Below are 20,011 nucleotides of genomic sequence, written 5' to 3' on the forward strand. Positions count from 1 at the left end.
CAGCTCAGCCTTCGGTCGGCCTGTTCTCATAGCCCCGCCTCCGCCCCTCAATACACTCGATTAATAGTAGTTATTTGAGGGACGGAACACTAGCTGGGCGAGCAACCAGTGGCCGAATGGATGCGCTGCTTGGATGCTGGGAACTGCGCCAAGGTATTTGCCGGCCGGCGTGGCCGTTGCACTAATTCGCCGCCACAGTTGGGGCAGATGCCTGACAACCGCTGATCCGCACAATCTCGGCAGAAGGTGCATTCAAACGAGCAGATCAGCGCGTCGTGGGTATCGGCTGGCAAGTCGCGGTCACAGCATTCGCAGTTCGGGCGCAGTTGCAGCATGTTCAACTCCTGGACAGTCGTCTGGATGGGATGAAGTATCAGGTGAAGCGTTCGGCGTATTCCTGGGGGCTCACGGCCAAATGCTTGTGGAACGTGCGACGCAGGTTTTCCGGGTGACCAAAACCGGTCAAGCGCGCCACCGTGCTGATCGAGGCCTGTGCGTCTTGCAGCAGGTTGCGCGCAGCTTCCAGGCGGATACGCTCGATATAGCGCCCCGGTCCCATGCCCATCTCCTGTACGAATAGCCGTGACAGCGTGCGGGGCGACATTCGCGCCTGGGCGGCCAGTGTCTCCAGCGACAGGTTGTCGCCCAGATGGGCGGGGATCCATTCGAGCAGTTCAGCCAGACGCGGTACGCGGCTGGTCTCGGGTGCGAGCAAGGCGCTGAACTGTGCCTGTCCGCCAGGCCGGCGCAAGAACAACACCAGCCGGCGTGCAACCGCCAGGGCAAGAGCCCGACCGAGATCGGCCTCAACCAGGGCCAGGGCCAGATCGATGCCGGCGGTTACCCCGGCCGAGGTGAAGATATGCGCATCGCCGTTCAGGCCTTGCGCGTCATAGGTGTGCAGCCGATCGCCGTGTACTTCGACGTCTGGATAGTCCTGGCGCAGGGTTTCTACATCGGCCCAATGGGTGGTGGCGAGATGGCCATCGAGTAAGCCGGCCGCGGCCAAGATCAGGGCGCCCGAGCAGACCGAGCCCAAACGGCGCACCTGCGGCTCGACGACGCGCAACCAGGCCAATAACTCGGGGTTCTGGCACTGGGCCTTTTCACCCAAGCCACCTGGGATCAGCAGGGTGTCGATCTGTGCGGCGTCGATATCGCTCCAGGCTTGCTCGGCAACCAGTTGGAATCCCGCCGAAGTGGCGATGGCACCTGCCTGCTGGCCAAGCACCAGCAAGCGATAGACGGCCGGCAAGACTTGGCGCTGACGCTCGACATTGGCCGAGGCGAATACCTGCAAGGGGCCCGTCACATCCAGGCTCATTACGTCAGGGTAAAGTAGACAGGCGATGGTTTTCAGCGCATCCATGGGGTGATCTCGATGAGCGATGGATGCAGTCTGCGCTCAGCGAATGCGTGGCAACAAGGACAATAACCCCACAGATATTGCCAATTCCCCCTCTCAGGGGCAGAGAAGAGAAGGAGCGGGATAAAAAAGGGCACTACAGGCTATGCATATAGCAGCAGCGATTAGTGGTGCCCTTCAGGCGGAATACATTATTCCGGCATGCTCCAGGGGGCCAGAGCAAAACCCTGCTGGCTCAGTTCGTCGCGAGACTTTTTCAGTACGTTGGCCAGTTGCACCGGGTCGCTGTAGATGCTGCTAGACAGTTGGGTGCGGCCGAGCAGACGAGTACTGGTGCGGTCGATGACGGTCAGGCTGAGTTCGCCGGTGCCGTCTTGCGGGGCCCAGGCGACGCATTGGAAAGGTTGAAAGGCACGGTCGGCAATCAGCAGTGCTTCGTTGAAACGCAGTGGCGCGTTCATGGGGTCGGTTTCTCCGCGTTGATCCCAAATGTCATAGTGGCCAGCAGCATAGAGCGCTGCATTGGCCGGTTATAAGTGTTGATGATTGCAATTGACCAACAAGTCACATGTATGTTCAAAAAATGCGAAAGCTGCCGAAAAAATAGTGGCGATCGGATGTCAGGCCCGTTTGATGGGCTGAGAGGTTTTCGGCTTTCTTACACCTCACAGGCATGGCGGAAAGGCTGATCAGCACTGAGCTGGCGCGATGAAGAGGGCAAGTGGCCAGCAATCGGCTGCGCTGGTAAGGCCCTACCGTTTATCGGACTTTATGATCAAAAAATGAACGGATTCAGATTCTGCTGTTCATAAACTAGCGCAAAAGACGGCGAGCCCTTCAGCCTCGCTTTCACCCAAACCAGGAGCTGTTCTTCAAACGTGGCCGAGCCATGTGGGAGCAAGCTTTTACTTTGAAAAGAGGTAAACGAATGATTAAACGTTCATTCGCTAGGCTGGATATGCACAAAATTATTCTCACCTGAGACCATTAGGGCACCGAAAATTTTTCCTTCGGTGCAGCATAAAAACAAACGAAGCAGTGAGTGTCGACTACCTGTTTCGTCCATGATTAGAAAATGAGGTACCCATGGAACTGACAGTTATTACTTCGCTTTTTGAACAGAAAGCGGCCATGGAGTTTTTGCGTTTAGGGACAGTTTATGCGCACTTGATCGCCTGTTGCGTGGCAATTGGTATGGTATTAACCAGTGACTTCGCAATGATCAAAGAGTTGATCAAGGGTGAAAAGACCCACTTGCAAGATGCCCAGCACATGGAAAGCTTACAGAAGACTGTTTCTGGAGCATTGACGGTACTTTGGATTACTGGTCTTGCAATCATCTGGATCGACATTGCCGATAAAGGCTTGTCCTATCTGCTCAATCCGAAGCTGCAAGCGAAAATTGCAATTGTTTCGTTGCTGACGTTCAACGGCGTGCTCCTGCATCGGCTGGTATTGCCAGCGCTGGAGAAGGCAGGCTCGCTGCTGAAGCTGCAATTTAACATGCGCATGTTCGCGCTTTTTGCGGGTGCGCTCTCGGGTGTGTCCTGGTTCTATGCGGCGATGCTGGGGGTTGGTCGTCCGTTGTCCTGGAAATACTCGCTGACTGAAATTTTGGCTGCTTATCCGGTATTGATTGTCGGTGGCTTCATCATGATGGCGGCGTTGACGCATTGGGCGAAAAAGCGCGAAGAGAATGATGGTGCTGACGCAGCATTCACTTTCATGGCGCGTAATCCAGCTCTGGCCACACAGTGATTTAATGCAATATCAAGCGGTACGCGGTATCGCTACTGAGCGCTAAATTCTAGCGCTGCACAACTTGGCGCCCTCGGATTCTGACAGCACGTGCATTGTTGTTAGAAGCCTAGGGCGCCAAGTCTTTTATGGGGTATTACGCATGGCCTGAGTTGTTGAGGTCGCAGGCGGTTAACAGTTGCCGTAAATAATCGGCGACGTAAGTCTGGAAGTGTTTATCCTCCCAATATTCCAAGTGACTCAATGGTGTATGTCGCTTGTACCAGGGGCCGACGGGCATGGCACGGTCTTCGGCCACCACCGCGGCATAGCTCGGCAACGGCCGTAACGGGTAGCCCAGCAGGTCGGCCGGTGCATAGAGATTGAGCCAGCGAGCGTGTTCGAGCAGCGGTTCGCTCAGGCAATGGCCCGGAAAGCGAATCGGCACCACCGGATCGAAGGCGAAGGTGAACAGCGGAATGTTGCAGCCGAAGGTGACCAGCCCGGCCAGGGTCTCCAGCGCCAGAAACGGATCGCGCGGGCAGCTCGGGGTCTGGTTGATGCTTTGTTGATCCCAGACGAAGTTCGAAAAAATATGCCCGCCTAGCGAATGCGCCAATACCACCAGGGGGGTGTCAGGGCCAACTTTGGCGCGCAAGGCATTGAGGCCGTTACGCAGGCTTTGATGCACTTGCTCGTAGGTGGTGTCGTAGGCTTGGCTGACCTTGCGGTAGCCACTGGCGTCGCCCAGAAACAGGGTGACCAGGCGGCGAAACCAACGCCAGCGAATCGGCTGATCGCGTAACTGCTCAAGATAGGCGTACTGACGTTTATCCAGCACGTTAGCCCAGTACAGGCTTTGGAAGGCCACGTGCTCGGCCTCGCAGCCCAGGCGCCGACGCAGACCGGCGATCAGACCGTGGGCGAACTCATGCTGGCCTTCGTCGTTGCGGGTGTCAGGTTGCGTTCCAATGCCGTGGATGATGGCGACAGCGAGCTTCATGTATATCCTTCCCTGGTTGCGCGGCGGGCAGCCTAACGGCTGACTGGCGGCGCTGCAATCACGGCTGTGTCAAAGTGCCAGCATACGCTCAGCCAGGCGGCCGTTCTCCGTCAGCTCGAGGAACTCATCGCCGAGTCGCCGGCTTGCGTCCATGGCTATGCGCCAATAACGCTCGCGCCCAGGGGCATCTCCGGCAAAACGGGCGAAGTCCTTGCGGTCGGGCAGCTTGTCGTGCGGCAGGCGGCTCAGGTAATCGCGGGAGGGGGCGAGTAACAGTACGTCCCGCAAACGCCCCGTATCGCCACGGCGCCAGGGCATGCCCTTGTCGAACCAGCCGGGAATCACCCGGTCGGTGAAGTGTGGATAGAGGACGATGTCGTGGCCGTTGTATGGCAGATCGAGGTGGTAATCGAGCAGGCCGCCATCGCGGTAGGTGCCGGGACCTGCGCCTGGAATATCGCGCACGCCTTGCATGACCATCGGGATCGAACCGGAGGCGAGCAGGGCGTGGCGCAAGTTGCTGGCGTCCAGTGGCAGGTAGCGTGAGGGGAAGTCGTGCAGTTCGTGCAGCGGCGGCAGCTGTCGCGCGTCGTGCAGGATTAGTCGTTCGAAGTGCCTGGCCAGGCGCGGTCGGCCGATCAGGTTGCTACCAATCATCGAAGACAAACCCAGGCCAAGGGCTGCGCGGTGATCGTGCTGGAGCAGGCCATGGCTCTTCACCAGCACAATATTCAAGCGGTAATGCGGGTTGCTCAGTACACGGGCATCCTGATCGGCCAACAGTTGCTCGAGCATCAGCCTGCAGCTGCGTGACACCTCGGCCATGCTCACGCCTTTGGCGAAGCGCTGGGCGGTGTACAACTCACCGAGGCGGCGAATGCCTTCGGCAGCATTCGGCAGGCAGGCACTGGCGAAGCGCCAGGAGCCGATCGAGGCGCCGATCAACGAGCGCTCACGTGGCGCACGTGGCAACCAGTCGCCGAACAGGGCCAGGTCCAGCCCCTGGATTCCCAGCGCCTTAGGGCCACCGGCGGCGCCGGGCAGAATGCCTACGTCCGCCGGCTGCAAACCACGCTCGCGGATACGCGCCAACGCTCTAGGTCCGGCCTTGATCGTCAGGGCAGGGGACTTGATTTGAATTGCACTCATGTTCGCCTCCGTCACGCAGCTCGCGATTATAGGGGGCTGGTCGAGTGGGCCAAGTGACTTCAGCGCCTGAATGATGCGGCTGTGCCCCAAATGAACGAACACCTAAGGGCTCAGCAAGCCCTCAGTCAATCCAGTGCAAACAGACTGCCACTTGCGAGAAGCCGTGCTTCACCGCGAACGGCAGGGCTGGGTTGGTCTTGTACGAGGGTGTTTTCACATGCCGTTGGCAAACGCCGGGTTGCTCATGTCGATGCTTTCGCGCACCGGCTTCAGGGCCTTGGCGTACTTGACTAGAATATCCAGCTCGTAGTCGATCCGTGCGTGCAGGCGTTGTTCGTCTTCGCTGGCTGCTTGCGGAGTATTGAGAACTTGCTCGACGCGACGCACGATCAGGTGCTCGGGTACATAGCAGAGCCGACAATTCTTGTAGCTGGACGCGCGTAATTCGCTGATCGGATAGGCGCCGCCAACACCGGCAGAAACACCGACCAACAGGCCCGGCTTGTGCGCCAGCTCGACCTTGCTGGCGTAGATGAAGAAGTTCTTGATCGCCGGGCAGGCCATGCCATGCCATTCTGGAGCGATGATCACTAGGGCATCGGCGGCTTTCAGCTGTTGGCTGTAGAGCTCCCAGGGACCGCCGTCTTCGGCCGGCCACAGCGGCAAGGGTGCCAGGCCGAGGTCGATCACGTTGCTCAGCGCTTCAGTGGTTTGTTCCAACTGGATCAAACGCTGGCGCAGAAAGCGAGCGACTTTGCCCGATTGGCTGTTGTTGCGGCTGGAGCCGGCAACCAAGGCGATATTGAGCATGCACCTGTCCCCTAAATAGAAGCGCGCAGGCTAGCGGTGGCTGGCCTGCGCGGCAAGGAAGCAAGCGCCAGAAGGGCGCTCGAATGGTGCCAAGCAAATGGGTATAGCAACGTTGCGCGCCAAAGCCAGGCGAGACCAAACCACTGCACAGCCGAGTGCAGTGGTTTAAGCGGCCGGTTACACGCGGAATTGATCCATCAGGCTCTGCTGGTGGTTGGCCAGCCGGTTGAGGTTCTGACTGACCTGGGCCGACTCATCGGCCTGGCTGGCGATGGACTCGGTGACGTCACGGATGGACGCGACGTTGCGATTGATTTCCTCGGCCACCGAACTTTGTTCCTCGGCCGCGCTGGCAATCTGCAGGTTCATATCGCTGATGACGCTGACCGACTGACTGATCCGCTGCAGTGCGGCGACCGCCTGTTCGACTTGCGCGACGCTGCCCTGGGCCTGGCGATGGCTGCTGCTCATGGTGCTGACCACCTCGCGGGTGCCACTTTGCAGACCCTCGATGACCTGGCGGATCTCCTCCACCGAGTCCTGGGTGCGCTTGGCCAGGTTGCGCACCTCATCGGCGACCACGGCGAAACCACGACCGGCCTCACCGGCGCGCGCCGCTTCGATCGCGGCATTCAGGGCCAGCAGGTTGGTTTGCTCGGCAATCGAACGGATCACTTCCAGCACCGAGCCAATCTGCTCGCTACTGGAGGACAGGCCTTCGACTTCCTGCATGGCCACGTTCATTTCCTTAGCCAGCAGCTCGATAGTCGAGGTGGTTTTACCTATCACCTCCAGGCCTTCGCGACTGGCCTGGTCGGCACTGCGGGCGGCATCGGCGGCCTGCGCCGCGTTGTGCGCGACGTCATGGGCGGTGGCGCTCATTTCCTGGAAGGCGGTGGCCACCTGATCCACTTCGCGGAACTGCTGCTGCATGCCGGCGCTGGTCTGGCTGGCGATCGCCGAGGACTGGTCGGCGGTGCTGCGGGCATCCTGCACGCTGTGCTTCACGTCGGCGATGATCGGTTGCAACTTGTCGAGAAAACGGTTGAACCAGCCGGCCAGCTCACCCAGTTCATCCTGTTTGGCGTACTCCAGACGACGGGTCAGGTCGCCTTCGCCGCTGGCGATGCCTTGCAGCATGGCCGCCACCCCAAGAATCGGCCGGGTCACGCCACGGGCGGTCAACCACATCAACAACAAGCCGCCAATCACGGCCACCAGGCCGATCAGCAGGGCGACAGTGCTGTCGCTGGTACGTTGCTGATCGAGCTGTTTGCCGAGTCGCAGAGCCGGTTCGAGCATCACGGGCTCGGGTACTTCGAGCAGTGCGCTCCAGGGTTTGGCATCGGGGATCGGTGTGAAGGGCTGCAGCACGCGGAGCATGTGGTCGTGATTGAGCACGGCGGCCTGGCCAGCACTGATCAACGGACGCAACTCGTCGGCGTGTTTGCCAAAGGCTTTGTCGACCGAAGCGCTGAGCAAACTGGCGTCGCGGCTATGACCGGCCAGCAGCGCCGCCGGGCTGAAGATGCTGACATGGCCCTGGCCGTCATACAGCTCCTTGTTAGCGTCCAGGCTCAGCTGTTGCAAGCTCTCGAGGCTGATGTCCACGCCCACTACGCCTATCACTTTGCCGTCGAGTTCCAGGGGGAAGGCGATGCTGGTCATCAGCACTTGCTTGCCGCCAACATCGTCGAAATAAGGCTCCAGCACGCAGGCTTTGCGGCTGTCGCGTGGGCAGGTGTACCAGGCGTTGTAGGGGTCGCCACTGGGGCCGCTCTTGGTGTCGTTGAGCATGTCTTCAGGCAGTGCCTCCGACTCGAGCTTGCCGGGCGTGGGTTGTGACCAGTACAGCGAGAAGCGGCCTTGGGCGTTACTGCCGAGATCGGTCTGATCGGCGAACAATTCGTCCTTGCCGTCCAGCGCATTGGGCTCGAACACCAGGTACAGGCCGAGCAACGAGGGGTTGGCCTCCAGGCTGTTGCGCACTTGCCGGGTCAGGTCTTCGCGCAGGTCGAAAGCGTCGAGAAAGCGCTTCTGTGCCTGGTCGCGCAGGAACAGAATCTGCCGGGAAAAGCCCTTGCCGTACTGGTAGGCGTCCATGAAGTAACGCTGGATGCGGATCGCCTGCAATTCGCCGCGGGCTTGTAGGCGCAGTTTGGCGCTGTCTTCCAGCATGTTGCTGCTGGAGCCACGCACCAACTCGGCGCTGCGCGTGGACTGGTAGAGCGAGGCTCCGACCAATAGGGTGACGATGGCAAATAAACATAGACCAGCCAGCAGGGTAATTTTCCACTGGATAGACAGGCGACTGGGCGACATGCGGCGTTCCTTTCTTCGTGGGACTACAGATGCGCTATCGGCGCGTGCGCGACTTTCTTGACCACTCCAGGCGCAGTTGTGCGACAGCTGGTAGGGCCGTGGAGCGAGGGACAAATTAGCAGGGTTGAATTATGCACAGTGCGGTTGATATTTAACACGGCGCATTTTTGACAGCCCATGACGCTTGCGGCAGAGTACGCGGCTTTTTTCGGGGCGCGCTGGTCAGTCATGGCGAGCCCTGCGGTTTTCTTCGCAAAGCTTCTTGGGAGCGCCTGATGAATGCAGTAATCGCAGCGGTCGGCATTATGCTGATCCTCAGCCTGTGCCGTGTGCATGTGGTGGTCGCCCTGATCGTCGGCGCCTTGGCCGGTGGCCTGCTTGGCGGCTTGGGTGTCGAGGGCTCGCTGGGCGCCTTCAATAAAGGCTTGGGCGGCGGTGCCACCGTGGCCTTGTCCTATGCCTTGCTCGGCGCCTTTGCCGTGGCCATCGCCAAGTCGGGCCTGGCCCACGCGCTGGCCGACAAGGCGCTGGCCATGGTCGGCACGCAGGACGTGCAGGGGGCTGGTTTGCTCAAGTGGCTGCTGATCGCGCTGCTGTTGGCGGTGGCGATTGCCTCGCAGAACGTCCTGCCGATTCACATCGCCTTTATCCCGCTGCTGGTGCCGCCGCTGCTCTATGTATTGAGCAAGCTGCAACTGGATCGCCGCTTGATCGCCTGTGTGCTGACCTTCGGCTTGATCACACCCTATATGTTCCTGCCAGTGGGGTTTGGCGGGATCTTCCTGAATGAGATTCTCCTGGCCAGCGTAGCCAATGCCGGCGTGGATATCCGTGGCCTGAGCGTGACCGAGGCCATGTCGATTCCGGCCCTGGGCATGCTGTTCGGTCTGTCGGTGGCGGTGCTGTTCAGCTACCGCAAGAAGCGCGTCTACGACCTGGCGAAGATCGAGCAGGTCGAACGCGTCGATGTGGCCTATAACCCGCTGAGCTTGCTGGTGGCCGGTGTGGCGATTGCTGCTGCCTTCGTCGTGCAGTTGTGGTTGGACTCGATGATCATCGGTGCGCTGAGCGGCTTCGTGATTTTCTCGGTGTCCGGCGTGGTGCGCTGGAAAGAGGCCGACGGCCTGTTCACCGAAGGCATGAAGATGATGGCGATGATCGGCTTCATCATGATCGCCGCCGCCGGTTTCGCCGAAGTGATGAAAGCCACCGGCGAGGTCAAGACCCTGGTCGATAGCGCCGCCGACCTGGTGGGTCAGGATAAAGCCGTGGGCGCCTTGCTGATGCTCTTGGTCGGTCTGCTGGTGACCATGGGCATCGGTTCCTCGTTCTCCACCATCCCGATCATTGCGGCGATTTTCGTGCCGCTGGGTGTGCAGTTGGGCTTCAGCCCCTTGGCGATTGTCAGCATCGTGGGCACGGCCGGGGCGTTGGGCGATGCCGGTTCGCCCGCTTCGGATTCGACCCTCGGGCCAACCTCGGGGCTGAACGTGGACGGTCAGCACAACCACATCTGGGACAGCGTGGTGCCGACCTTCCTGCACTACAACCTGCCGCTGCTGGTGTTCGGCTGGGTCGCGGCCATGGTCCTGTAAAGCTCGAAGCCAGGGCGCTAGCTGTAAGCATCAAAGTGAGAGACCGACTAGCGGGCGGCCACTAGCATGGCCGTCCGGTTTTATTCAGCCCAAGGTGATGGTGCTGAGCATCGCCAGCAGCGGCTGTGGGTAGACGCCAAGGACGAACGCCAGTACCGCGACCAGCAGCAGCATCATCCCACCGGCTCGTTGGCCCCAGTTGAACGGGGCGTCATGGCGGCGCAGATTGGGTTCCATCAGGAACAGGGTGACCATCACCCGCAGGTAGTAGAACACGCCGATCGCGCTGCCGATCACCAGGGCGCCGAGCAGCCACCACAGCTGTGCCTGCACCCCGACGGCAATGATGTAGAACTTGCCGATAAAGCCCGCCGTCAACGGAATGCCCGCCAGCGACAGCATCATCACCGCGAGCACTGCGGTCAGGTAGGGGCGGCGCCAGAACAGGCCGCGGTATTCATACAGCGCATCGCAGTCGCGGCCGTCATAGGGCGTCGACATCAGGGTGATCACGCCGAAGGCGCCGAGGGTGGTCAGTACGTAGGTGGCCAGATAGACGCCTACGGCTTCGACCGCCAAGCCCTGGCTGGCGATCAAGGCGACCAGCAGGTAACCGAAGTGGGCGATCGAGGAGTAGCCGAGCAGGCGCTTGAGGTTAGTTTGCAGCAGGGCCAGCAGGTTGCCGAAGAGGATCGAGGCGACCGCGATGATCGCCAGCAGATCATGCAGGGCCGGGGTCGCTGCGGCCGGCGAGATCTGAAACAGACGCAGCAGTACGGCGAATGCCGCGACCTTGCTGGCGGTGGCGAGAAACGCCGCCACCGGTGCAGGCGCGCCTTCGTAGACGTCCGGCGTCCATAGGTGAAAGGGCACCAGCGAGAGTTTGAACGCCAGCCCGACCAGCATCATGCCCATACCCAGTTGCACCAGCGGGCCAGGCAGCGCGGCGGGCGCGAGCACCGCACCGATGCCGGCAAAACTCAGGCTGCCGGCATCGGCGTACAGCAGGGCCATGCCGAACAGCAAGAAGGCCGATCCGGCGGCGGACAGCACCATGTACTTGATGCCACCCTCCAACGAGCGTTTGTCGAAGAAGGCATAGGCGACCAGCCCATAGGTCGGCACCGAGAGCAGTTCCAGGCCGATAAACAGCCCGGCCAGATGTTGCGCGCTGACCAGCACCAGCCCGCCGGCGGCGGCCAGCAGCATCAGCAGGTACAGCTCTTCACGGTTGCCCGGGTAGCCTTTGCCTTGCTTCTCGCCGAGGTAGGCATGCGCCAGGGTGACGCAGGCGAGGGTCGCCACCAGGATCAGCGCCATGAAGAAACAGGCGAAGCGATCCACTGTCAGCAGTGCGGTGATATGCAGTGGGGCGACCTGCAGCGCCGGTATCAATGACAGCAGTGCCAGGTTGAGGCCGACCACCGAGAGCAGGAAGCTCTGGGTATGGTTGCGCCGCCAGGCGATCCCGAGCATCACCACCAGGATCGTGGCGCTGGTGATCAGCAACGGCAGTAGGGCGATGAAGTGCTGCTGTGTCAGGTCCATGGGTACTACCTGGCCGTAATCAGTTGGGAGAAGGCAGCCTCGAGCCACTGCTGCACGCCGTGCATGCTGGCATAGGAAGTATCCAGCGCCGGTTGCGGGTAGACGCCTAGCCACAGCAGCAGGCCGATCAGGCTGAGGAGCATGGTCAGCTCGCGGCCATCCAGGCCCCTGAGCTGTCCCTCGGCCTTGGCCGGCCCATAGAACGCGCGCTGGATCATGATCAGCGAATACACCGAGGCCAGCACCAGGCCGCCGGTGGCGAGCACGGTGACCAGCGGCGCGACCTTGAAGGTGCCCAGCAGGATCAGGAACTCGCCGACGAAGTTTCCGGTGCCGGGCAGGCCCAACGAGGCGGCCGCGAAGAACAGCATCACCCCCGGCAGGTAATTCAGGCGGCCCCACAAACCACCCATTTCGCGCAGATCGCGGGTGTGCAGACGCTCGTACAGCTGGCCGCAGAGGATGAACAGCGCGGCGGCGGACAGGCCGTGGGCGAGCATCTGCACCACCACGCCCTGCAGCGCCAGTTGGCTGCCGGAATAGATGCCGATCAGCACGAAGCCCATGTGCGACACGCTGGTGTAGGCGACCAGCCGCTTGATGTCGGTCTGGGCGAAGGCCAGCAGCGCGCCGTAGATGATGCCGAGCACGCCGAGGCCCATGGCGATGGGCGCGAATTCGGCCGAGGCATTGGGGAACAGCGGCACGCCGAAACGCAGCAGACCATAGGCCGCGGTTTTCAGCAGGATACCGGCGAGGTCCACCGAGCCGGCGGTCGGCGCCTGGGCGTGGGCGTCCGGTAGCCAGGAGTGCAGCGGCACCACCGGCAGTTTGACCGCGAAGGCGATAAAGAAGCCGAGCATCAGGATGTACTCGACCCCAGGCGCCAGCTCGGCCTTGAGCAGCAGGGCATAGTCGAAGGTCAGCACGCCGCTGCTGTGGAAATTGGCCAGCACCAGACCGAGAATCGCCACCAGCATGATCAGCCCGCTGGCCTGGGTGTAAATGAAGAACTTGGTCGCCGCATTGATTCGCGAGGTTTTGCCGTCGGCCGCGCTATGGCCCCACAGTGCGATGAGGAAATACATCGGCACCAGCATCATTTCCCAGAAGAAGAAGAACAGGAACAGATCCAGGGCCAGGAACACGCCGACCACGCCGCCGAGAATCCACATCAGGTTGAGGTGAAAGAAGCCGACGTGATTCTGGATTTCCCGCCAGGAGCACAGCACCGAGAGCACCCCGAGCAAGCCGGTGAGCAGGATCATCAACAGCGACAGGCCATCCAGTGCCAGGTGGATGCTGATGCCGAACCGCTCGATCCACCCGTACTTGAACTCCAGCTCCCAGCTCGGCTCGCGACCGCCGCCGGGGGCCAGCTGGAAGTCGCCCTGGTGCCACAGCCACAGGCCAAGCAGCAGTTCCAGGCCCATGGTCGCGAGGGCCAGCCAACGCGGCAGGGTCAGGCTACGGCGCTCGGCCAGCCAACAGAGCAGGCCGCCGATAAAGGGGATCAGAATGAGCCAGGGCAGAATCACAGGGTCGCGCTCCTTGAGTCCATGATCAGGCCACCTGCAACACGCCGAGCAACAGCACGGCGCCGCCGACCAGTGACAGGGCATACCAACGTAACTGACCGGTTTGGCTGCGGCTGAGCAGCTGGTGCAGGCCACGGGCAACGCGCGGCAACACGCCGATACTGCGGTCGAACGGATCGCGGCCGAGCAGGCGGCAGAGCAACAGATAGGGCTTGACGAACAGCTTGTCGTAGAGCCAGTCGAAGCCCCAGGCGGCGAACCACCAGGCCGCGAAGAAGCTGCCTGAGGGGCTGAGGGCGAGACGCCGGACGGCGTCGCGGCGGCCGAGGAACAGCACGCTGGCAATGCCGATGCCGAGCACTGCGATCACCCCGGACAGCAGTTCCAGGCTGTGCTTGGCCTCGCCACCGGCATGCCCGACGCTGACTGGCAGCACACCTGCCAGCGGCGGGCTGATCAGCGCGCCGACGAAGGTCGACAGTACCAGCAGTACCGACAGCGGCAGCCAGTGCGCGATGCCATGGCCGGCGTGGGCTTGGCTCTTCGCTTCGCCGTGGAAGACGATGAAAATCAGCCGGAAGGTGTACAGCGAGGTCAGCAGAGCGCCGATCAGCCCGGCCAGTAACAGCACCTGATGACCACTGGCGAATGCCTCCCAGAGGATTTCGTCCTTGGAGTAGAAGCCGGCGGTGATCAGGGGCAAAGCGGCCAAGGCCGAGCCTCCGACCAGAAAGCAGGCGTAGGCCAGTGGCAAGGGTTTGCGCAGGCCGCCCATCTTGAAGATGTTCTGTTCGTGGTGACAGGCGACGATGACCGAACCGGCGGTGAGAAACAGCAAGGCCTTGAAGAACGCATGGATCATCAGGTGGAAGATCGCCGCCTGCCAGGCGCCGACGCCCAGAGCGAGAAACATGTAGCCGATCTGGCTCATGGTCGAGTAGGCGAGGATGCGCTTGATATCGGTCTGCACCAGCGCGGCGAAGCCGGCTAGCAACAGAGTCACGCCACCGACGATGCCGACCAGCTCCAGGGTCAAGGGCGTCAGGCTGAACAAGCCGTGGCAGCGGGCGATCAGGTAGACCCCGGCGGTAACCATGGTCGCCGCGTGAATCAGCGCCGAGACCGGGGTCGGGCCGGCCATGGCATCGGCCAACCAGGTTTGCAGCGGCAGTTGCGCCGACTTGCCCACCGCGCCGCCCAGCAGTAGCAGGGTGGCGACGGTCAGTAGTGGATCGCCACTGGCGAAGCGCTGCGGCGCCAGTATCAGCAGCTCCTGAATATTCAGGGTGCCGAACGCGTGAAACAGCACGAACAGGCCCAAGGCCAGGAACACATCGCCGACGCGGGTGACGATAAAGGCCTTGAGCGCGGCGCCGCCATTGGCCGGGTTGTGGTAGTAGAAACCGATCAACAGGTAGCTGCACAAGCCGACGCCTTCCCAGCCGAAATACAGCAGCAGCAGGTTATCGCCGAATACCAGCAACAGCATGCTGGCGACGAACAGGTTCATGTAGGCGAAGAACCGCGAATAACCCTCTTCGCCGCGCATGTACCAGGAGGCGAACAGGTGGATGAAGAAGCCCACGCCGCTGACTACCCCAAGCATGGTCAGCGACAGGCCATCCAGGCGTAGCGAGACGCTGGGGGTGAAACCGTCCACCGCCAGCCACTGCCAGAGGGTCTGCACGTAGGCGCCATCAACGGGCGCTGTGGTGAAGAACTGCCAACCGACCAGCAGCCCGGTCAACGCCGCGAGGCCGACCGAGCCGACCCCGATCAGCGCCGTGAGGTTCTCCGACAAGCGCCCGCGGGAGAACGCCAGCACACAGAAGCCGAGCAGGGGAAACAATACAGTCAGGAAGAGAAGGTTCATCCGCGCATCTCACTGGCAGCATCGATGTCGAGGGTGTGAAAACGTCGGTACAGCTGCAGCAGAATCGCCAGGCCGATGCTCGCTTCGGCGGCCGCCAGGCTGATCACCAAAATGAACATCACCTGGCCATCGGCCTGGCCCCAGCGGCTGCCTGCGACAATAAAGGCCAGGCCGGCGGCGTTCATCATGATCTCCAGGCTCATCAGCACGAACAGGATGTTGCGCCGCACCATCAGCCCGACCAGGCCCAGGCAGAACAGCACACTGGCCAGTGCCAGGCCGTGTTCGAGGGGAATTGACCCGATCATCTGTTCGCCTCCTGTCGGCCAAGGTGAAAGGCGGCGACCAGTGCCGCCAGCAGCAGCATCGAAGCCAATTCGACGACCAGCAGGTAAGGCCCGAACAGGCTGATGCCGACGGCCTTGGCATCTACGCTGTGCACGCCCAAGGTCGCGCCGCTGCTGGTGCCGAACAGGACGTAGAGCAGCTCGCCGAGCAGCAGCAGCGACAGCAGCGCCGGGCCGCTCCAGATGCCCGGCGTGAGCCAGTGACGCTCCTGTTCGCTGGCCACTGGGCCGAGGTTGAGCATCATCACCACGAAGACGAACAGCACCATGATCGCGCCGGCATAGACGATGATCTCCAGGGCGCCGGCGAAGGGGGCGCCGAGGGCGAAGAAGCACATGGCCACCGCCAGCAAGGAGATGATCAGGTAGAGCAGGGCATGCACCGGGTTGGTGTGGGTGATCACCCGCAAGGTGGCAACCACGGCGACGCCGGCGGCGAAATAGAAGGCGAACTCCATCAGTGGCTCCTTGGGCTCATGGCAGCAATCCCTTGACATTGACCGGTTCGGCCTCGTTCAGCGCGGCGCCCTTAGGTTTGCCGGCGATGGCCAGGCCGGCCACCCGGTAGAAGTTGTAGTCCGGGTACTTGCCGGGGCCGGCGATCAGCAGGTCCTCCTTCTCGTAGACCAGTTCCTGGCGGTTGAACTCGGCCATCTCGAAGTCCGGGGTCAGCTGGATTGCCGTGGTGGGGCAGGCCTCCTCGCACAGGCCGCAGAAAATGCAGCGCGAGAAGTTGATCCGGAAGAACTCCGGGTACCAGCGGCCATCGCTGGTTTCGGCTTTCTGCAGGGAAATGCAGGCCACCGGACAGGCCACGGCGCAGAGGTTGCAGGCCACACAGCGCTCCTCGCCGTCCGGGTCGCGGGTCAATACGATACGACCGCGGTAGCGTGGCGGCAGGTACACCGCCTCCTCCGGGTATTGCAGGGTGTCGCGCTTGCGAAAGGCATGACTGAAGATCATCAGCAGGCTGCGCAGCTGGGTGTAGGTGCCGTGGAGGATGTGGAGAATGTGCTTGAACATGCCGGTTCTCCTCAGTTGGCGGCGACCAGCACCAGGGCGCCGGTCACCAGCAGGTTGATCAGGGTCAATGGCAGGCAGAAGGTCCAGCCGAACGCCATCACCTGGTCATAGCGCGGCCGCGGAATAGATGCGCGCAGCAGGATGAACAGCATGATGAAGAAGCCGGTCTTCAACGCGAACCAGGTGAACGGGGGCAACAGAGGCCCATGCCAGCCGCCGAAGAACAGGGTGACCAGCAGCGCCGAGATCAGCACGATGCCGATGTATTCGCCGACGAAGAACATGCCCCATTTCATCCCGGCGTATTCGATGTGGTAACCGTCGGCCAGTTCCTGTTCGGCTTCGGGCTGGTCGAAGGGGTGGCGGTGGGTCACCGCCACCCCGGCAATGAAGAAGGTGCAGAAACCGAGGAATTGCGGAAGGATGAACCACAGGTGCTGGTGCTGGTATTCGACTATCTCGCGCAGATTGAACGAGCCGGCCTGGGCCACTACGCCCATCAGCGCCAGGCCCATGAAGACTTCGTAGGACACCGTCTGCGCCGAGGCACGCAGGCTACCGAGCAGGGCGAACTTGTTGTTGCTCGACCAGCCGGCGAACAGCACCGCGTACACCGTCAGACCGGCCATGCCGAAGAAGAACAGCAGGCCGATATTCAGGTCGGCGACGCCCCAGGTCGGGGTGATCGGCACCACGACGAAGGCGATCAGCAGGGAGCTCATGGCCAGCACCGGGGCCAGGGTGAAGATGAATTTGTCGGCAAACGGCGGCGTCCAGTCCTCCTTGAAGAACATCTTGATCATGTCCGCGGCGATCTGAAAGGCGCCGAACGGGCCGACCCGGTTGGGCCCGTAGCGGTCCTGCCAGAGCCCCAGCAGGCGCCGTTCGACCCAGCTGAGCAGCGCGCCACAAACCACCACCACCAGCAGAATCACGATGGCCTTGAGCACCGCGACGATGACCTCTAGCAGTTCGGGGGTCAGCCAGCTCATGCCTGGACCTCCGCTAGCGCGTCCACCGTCAGGCCGCACAGCAGCGGCGGCATACCCGGTAGGCCGAGCGGCAGACCGAGCAGGCCTTCGCGCAGTTGTGTACTGATGCGCAGCGCCACCTGCAACGGCTGACCGGCGACGAGCAGGTTGAGCAGGCAACCTTCGCTGAGGCCCAGATGGCTGGCGTCCGCTTCGCTCAACAGCGCATAGGGCTCGGGTATGCGCGCCTGGATCGGTGCGGCCAATGCGCTGCTTTCATCGCTGCCGAACAGGTGATGGCAGGGCACCACTTGCCAGCGATTGGCGGCAGGGGTGAATGCGTCGGGGATCTGTTCGAACCAGGCGAGGCGATCGCCTTGCGGCTCGATCAAACGCACGCCCGCGTCGCCGGCACGCAGATGGCCGCCGACTTCATCCTGAAACTTGTTCCAGGCCTGCGGTGAGTTCCAGCCCGGAGACCAGGCGAAGGCCACTTGCTGGCGCGCCTCGGCCGAACCGGAGTAGCCCTCCATGGAGAAGGCGAAAGCGCTGTCCTGATCCTGCGGCGTGCGTGGTTCGTGCACGCTGATATTGGCGCGCATGGCGGTGCGGCCGCTGTAACGGTGCGGTTCGCGAGCCAACTTGAGCCCCTTGATGCGAAACCCGGCATCCGGCGCCGCCTCGACAATGGTGGCCAATGCCGCTGTGCTGGCGGCGCAGGCGGCCGTGACCTGATCGAGCTGGGTCCAATCCACGGCCTTGCCTTGCAGGGTGCTGTGCAGGGCATGCAGCCAGCGCCAACTTTCACGCACGCAATTGGTGGCATCCTGGTAGCTGGGCTCGAATACCTGGAAGAAACGCTGGGCGCGGCCTTCCTGGCTGACCAGGGTGCCGTCGCCCTCGGCGAAGCTGGCCGCCGACAGCAGCAGGTCGGCGCGCTCGGCTGTGGCAGTACGCTGGTGATCGGCGACGATCAGCGTCGCTACGGCGCTCAGCGCGCGCTCGACCGTTGCGCTGCTGGCTCGGCGATACAGGTCGTTCTCCAGCACTATCACGGCATCGGTCTGATCCTCACTCATGGCTTGCAGCGCGGCATCGACCGAGTCGCCGCCGAGCAACGCCAGCCCCAGGCTGTTGGCCTCGGCGACCACCAGGCTGAGCGAGCCTTGTTTGTCGCGTGCATGCAGGGCTTTAGCGATATTCGCCGTGGCCTCGAGCAGGGCCCGGTTACCCAGCGAGGTGCCGCCGATGATCAGCGGGCGTTGCGCCTGAAGCAGGCTGGCGGCGATACGTTCGGCGAGGGCCGCCGCCTGCTCATCCAGACCATTCACCACCGGTGCACTGGGATCCAGGGCGTGGGCCACGGCGAAGCCGAGGCGGGCCAGGTCGTCCGGGGCGGCGTGCACGCACTCTTCGGCGACATCGTCGAGCCGGGTGGCCTCGACGCTGGCGATAAACAGCGGATACAGGTTGTGCTGGCCGATGTTCTGCACCGCGGCATTCAACCAGGGTTGGATTTTCATCGCTGCGGCCATCGCCACGGCCTTGCCCTTTACCGTCTGCCGTAGCGCCAGGGCGATGCGCGCCGCGGTCTGGGTCAGGTCCTCGCCGAGCACCAGTACCGCGTCGTGGCTTTCCATCTCGCGTAGCGAGGCAATCGGCAGCGGGCTGCGCTGCAGGATATCCAGGGCCAGGCGCAAGTGTTGCAGTTCGTCGGCGGCGATGCCGCTGTAGAAGTGTTCGGCGCCGACCAGTTCGCGCAAGGCAAAGTTGCTCTCCAGGCTGGCGCGCGGTGAGCCGATGCCGAGGATGCGCTTGCCCTTGAGCAAGGCGGCGGCCTGATCCAGCGCGTCATCCAGGTCCAGCGGCTGGCCATCCAGCAGCGGCTGGCGCGGACGATCGGCGCGGTTCACGTAGCCGTAGCCGAAGCGCCCACGGTCGCAGAGGAAGTAGTGGTTGATGGCGCCGTGGTAACGGTTTTCGATGCGCCGAATCTCGCCATAGCGCTCGCCGGGGCTGATGTTGCAGCCGACCGAACAGCCATGGCAGATGCTCGGGGCGAACTGCATGTCCCACTTGCGGTTGTAGCGTTCGGAGTGGGTTTTGTCGGTGAACACCCCGGTCGGGCAGACTTCGGTCAGGTTGCCGGAGAACTCGCTCTCCAGTGCACCGTCTTCCACGCGGCCGAAATAGACGTTCTCGTGGGCACCATAGACGCCCAGGTCGCTGCCACCGGCGTAGTCCTTGTAGTAGCGCACGCAGCGGTAACAGGCGATGCAGCGGTTCATTTCATGACCGATGAATGGCCCCAGGTCCTGGTTCTGGTGGGTGCGCTTGCTGAAACGGTAGCGGCGCTGGTTGTGTCCGCTCATCACCGTCATGTCCTGCAGGTGGCAATGCCCCCCTTCCTCGCATACCGGGCAGTCATGCGGGTGGTTGGTCATCAGCCACTCGACCACGCTGGCACGAAACTGCTTGGCCTCCTCGTCGTCGATGGCGATCCAGCTGTTGTCGGTCGCCGGGGTCATGCATGCCATCACCAGGCGCCCGCGGGTGTCGTTGGCGTCGCTGAACTGCTTGACCGCGCACTGCCGGCAGGCGCCCACGCTGCCGAGTGCCGGGTGCCAGCAGAAGTAGGGAATATCCAGGCCCAGCGACAGGCAGGCCTGCAGCAGGTTGTCTGCACCGTCGACCTCGAACGCGTTGCCGTCTACATGGATAGTGGCCAT

16 protein-coding genes and 2 pseudogenes are annotated in these 20,011 nt (G+C 62.3%); 2 read left to right on the forward strand and 16 right to left on the reverse strand.

Going from position 1 to position 20,011, the window contains the following annotated elements; genetic code table 11:
- Positions 1-89 precede the first annotated feature (89 nt).
- The 3 genes from FBY03_RS22100 to FBY03_RS22110 form a co-directional block, all read right to left on the reverse strand.
- Positions 90-335 carry a DUF1272 domain-containing protein gene (locus FBY03_RS22100; protein ID WP_147174497.1) on the reverse strand — a complete coding sequence of 82 codons (246 nt, stop codon included), beginning with the start codon at positions 333-335 and terminating at the stop codon, positions 90-92.
- 38 nt (positions 336-373) lie between these two features.
- Positions 374-1,369 carry a GlxA family transcriptional regulator gene (locus FBY03_RS22105; protein ID WP_147174498.1) on the reverse strand — a complete coding sequence of 332 codons (996 nt, stop codon included), beginning with the start codon at positions 1,367-1,369 and terminating at the stop codon, positions 374-376.
- 188 nt (positions 1,370-1,557) lie between these two features.
- Positions 1,558-1,827 carry a hypothetical protein gene (locus FBY03_RS22110; protein WP_147174499.1) on the reverse strand — a complete coding sequence of 90 codons (270 nt, stop codon included), beginning with the start codon at positions 1,825-1,827 and terminating at the stop codon, positions 1,558-1,560.
- Positions 1,828-2,452: 625 nt separating this feature from the next.
- Here FBY03_RS22110 and FBY03_RS22115 point away from each other — a divergent pair.
- On the forward strand, positions 2,453-3,124 hold the full coding sequence (locus tag FBY03_RS22115; RefSeq protein WP_147174500.1) for a hypothetical protein: 672 nt from the start codon (positions 2,453-2,455) through the stop codon (positions 3,122-3,124).
- 136 nt (positions 3,125-3,260) lie between these two features.
- Here FBY03_RS22115 and FBY03_RS22120 read toward each other — a convergent pair whose 3' ends face one another.
- From FBY03_RS22120 to FBY03_RS23640, 5 genes and pseudogenes are all read right to left on the reverse strand, one after another.
- Positions 3,261-4,106: a hypothetical protein gene (locus FBY03_RS22120; RefSeq protein WP_147174501.1), complete on the reverse strand. Its 846-nt coding sequence runs from the start codon at positions 4,104-4,106 to the stop codon at positions 3,261-3,263.
- Positions 4,107-4,175: 69 nt separating this feature from the next.
- The gene (locus tag FBY03_RS22125; protein WP_147174502.1) at positions 4,176-5,255 is read right to left on the reverse strand and encodes a patatin-like phospholipase family protein; all 1,080 of its coding nucleotides are present in this window, start codon (positions 5,253-5,255) and stop codon (positions 4,176-4,178) included.
- A 213-nt stretch (positions 5,256-5,468) separates the two neighbouring features.
- On the reverse strand, positions 5,469-6,065 hold the full coding sequence (locus FBY03_RS22130) for an NADPH-dependent FMN reductase (RefSeq protein WP_147174503.1): 597 nt from the start codon (positions 6,063-6,065) through the stop codon (positions 5,469-5,471).
- Between the two features lie 177 nt (positions 6,066-6,242).
- Positions 6,243-6,758, reverse strand: a pseudogene (locus FBY03_RS23635) (methyl-accepting chemotaxis protein); the annotation flags it as partial.
- Between the two features lie 390 nt (positions 6,759-7,148).
- Positions 7,149-8,387 (reverse strand): annotated as a pseudogene (locus tag FBY03_RS23640) (chemotaxis protein); the annotation flags it as partial.
- 275 nt (positions 8,388-8,662) lie between these two features.
- Here FBY03_RS23640 and FBY03_RS22140 point away from each other — a divergent pair.
- The gene (locus FBY03_RS22140; protein WP_147174505.1) at positions 8,663-9,982 is read left to right on the forward strand and encodes a Na+/H+ antiporter family protein; all 1,320 of its coding nucleotides are present in this window, start codon (positions 8,663-8,665) and stop codon (positions 9,980-9,982) included.
- A gap of 84 nt (positions 9,983-10,066) precedes the next feature.
- Here FBY03_RS22140 and nuoN read toward each other — a convergent pair whose 3' ends face one another.
- Genes nuoN through nuoG form a run of 8 tightly spaced genes read right to left on the reverse strand, consistent with a single transcriptional unit; the run spans position 10,067 to position 20,011 of the window.
- Positions 10,067-11,530, reverse strand: a complete 1,464-nt coding sequence (gene nuoN / locus FBY03_RS22145) for an NADH-quinone oxidoreductase subunit NuoN (protein ID WP_147174506.1) — start codon at positions 11,528-11,530, stop codon at positions 10,067-10,069.
- A gap of 5 nt (positions 11,531-11,535) precedes the next feature.
- Positions 11,536-13,068, reverse strand: coding sequence for an NADH-quinone oxidoreductase subunit M (gene nuoM, locus FBY03_RS22150; protein WP_147174507.1), 1,533 nt, complete (start codon positions 13,066-13,068; stop codon positions 11,536-11,538).
- Positions 13,069-13,093: 25 nt separating this feature from the next.
- Positions 13,094-14,941 (reverse strand): NADH-quinone oxidoreductase subunit L, encoded by a 1,848-nt coding sequence (gene nuoL / locus FBY03_RS22155; protein WP_147174508.1) that lies wholly within the window; start codon positions 14,939-14,941, stop codon positions 13,094-13,096.
- Positions 14,938-15,246, reverse strand: coding sequence for an NADH-quinone oxidoreductase subunit NuoK (gene nuoK, locus FBY03_RS22160; protein WP_025166353.1), 309 nt, complete (start codon positions 15,244-15,246; stop codon positions 14,938-14,940). Before nuoK ends, nuoL begins: the two co-directional genes overlap by 4 nt.
- Positions 15,246-15,746, reverse strand: coding sequence for an NADH-quinone oxidoreductase subunit J (gene nuoJ / locus FBY03_RS22165; protein ID WP_147174509.1), 501 nt, complete (start codon positions 15,744-15,746; stop codon positions 15,246-15,248). The genes nuoK and nuoJ overlap by 1 nt, the downstream gene beginning before the upstream one ends.
- A 16-nt stretch (positions 15,747-15,762) precedes the next feature.
- Positions 15,763-16,311 (reverse strand): NADH-quinone oxidoreductase subunit NuoI, encoded by a 549-nt coding sequence (gene nuoI, locus FBY03_RS22170; RefSeq protein ID WP_147174510.1) that lies wholly within the window; start codon positions 16,309-16,311, stop codon positions 15,763-15,765.
- Positions 16,312-16,322: 11 nt separating this feature from the next.
- The gene (nuoH, locus tag FBY03_RS22175) at positions 16,323-17,303 is read right to left on the reverse strand and encodes an NADH-quinone oxidoreductase subunit NuoH (protein ID WP_147174511.1); all 981 of its coding nucleotides are present in this window, start codon (positions 17,301-17,303) and stop codon (positions 16,323-16,325) included.
- A complete protein-coding gene (gene nuoG / locus FBY03_RS22180; protein ID WP_147174512.1) occupies positions 17,300-20,011 on the reverse strand; it encodes an NADH-quinone oxidoreductase subunit NuoG in 2,712 nt (903 codons plus the stop codon). The genes nuoH and nuoG overlap by 4 nt, the downstream gene beginning before the upstream one ends.

This window comes from Pseudomonas sp. SJZ079, assembly GCF_007993865.1.
Taxonomy (GTDB): domain Bacteria; phylum Pseudomonadota; class Gammaproteobacteria; order Pseudomonadales; family Pseudomonadaceae; genus Aquipseudomonas.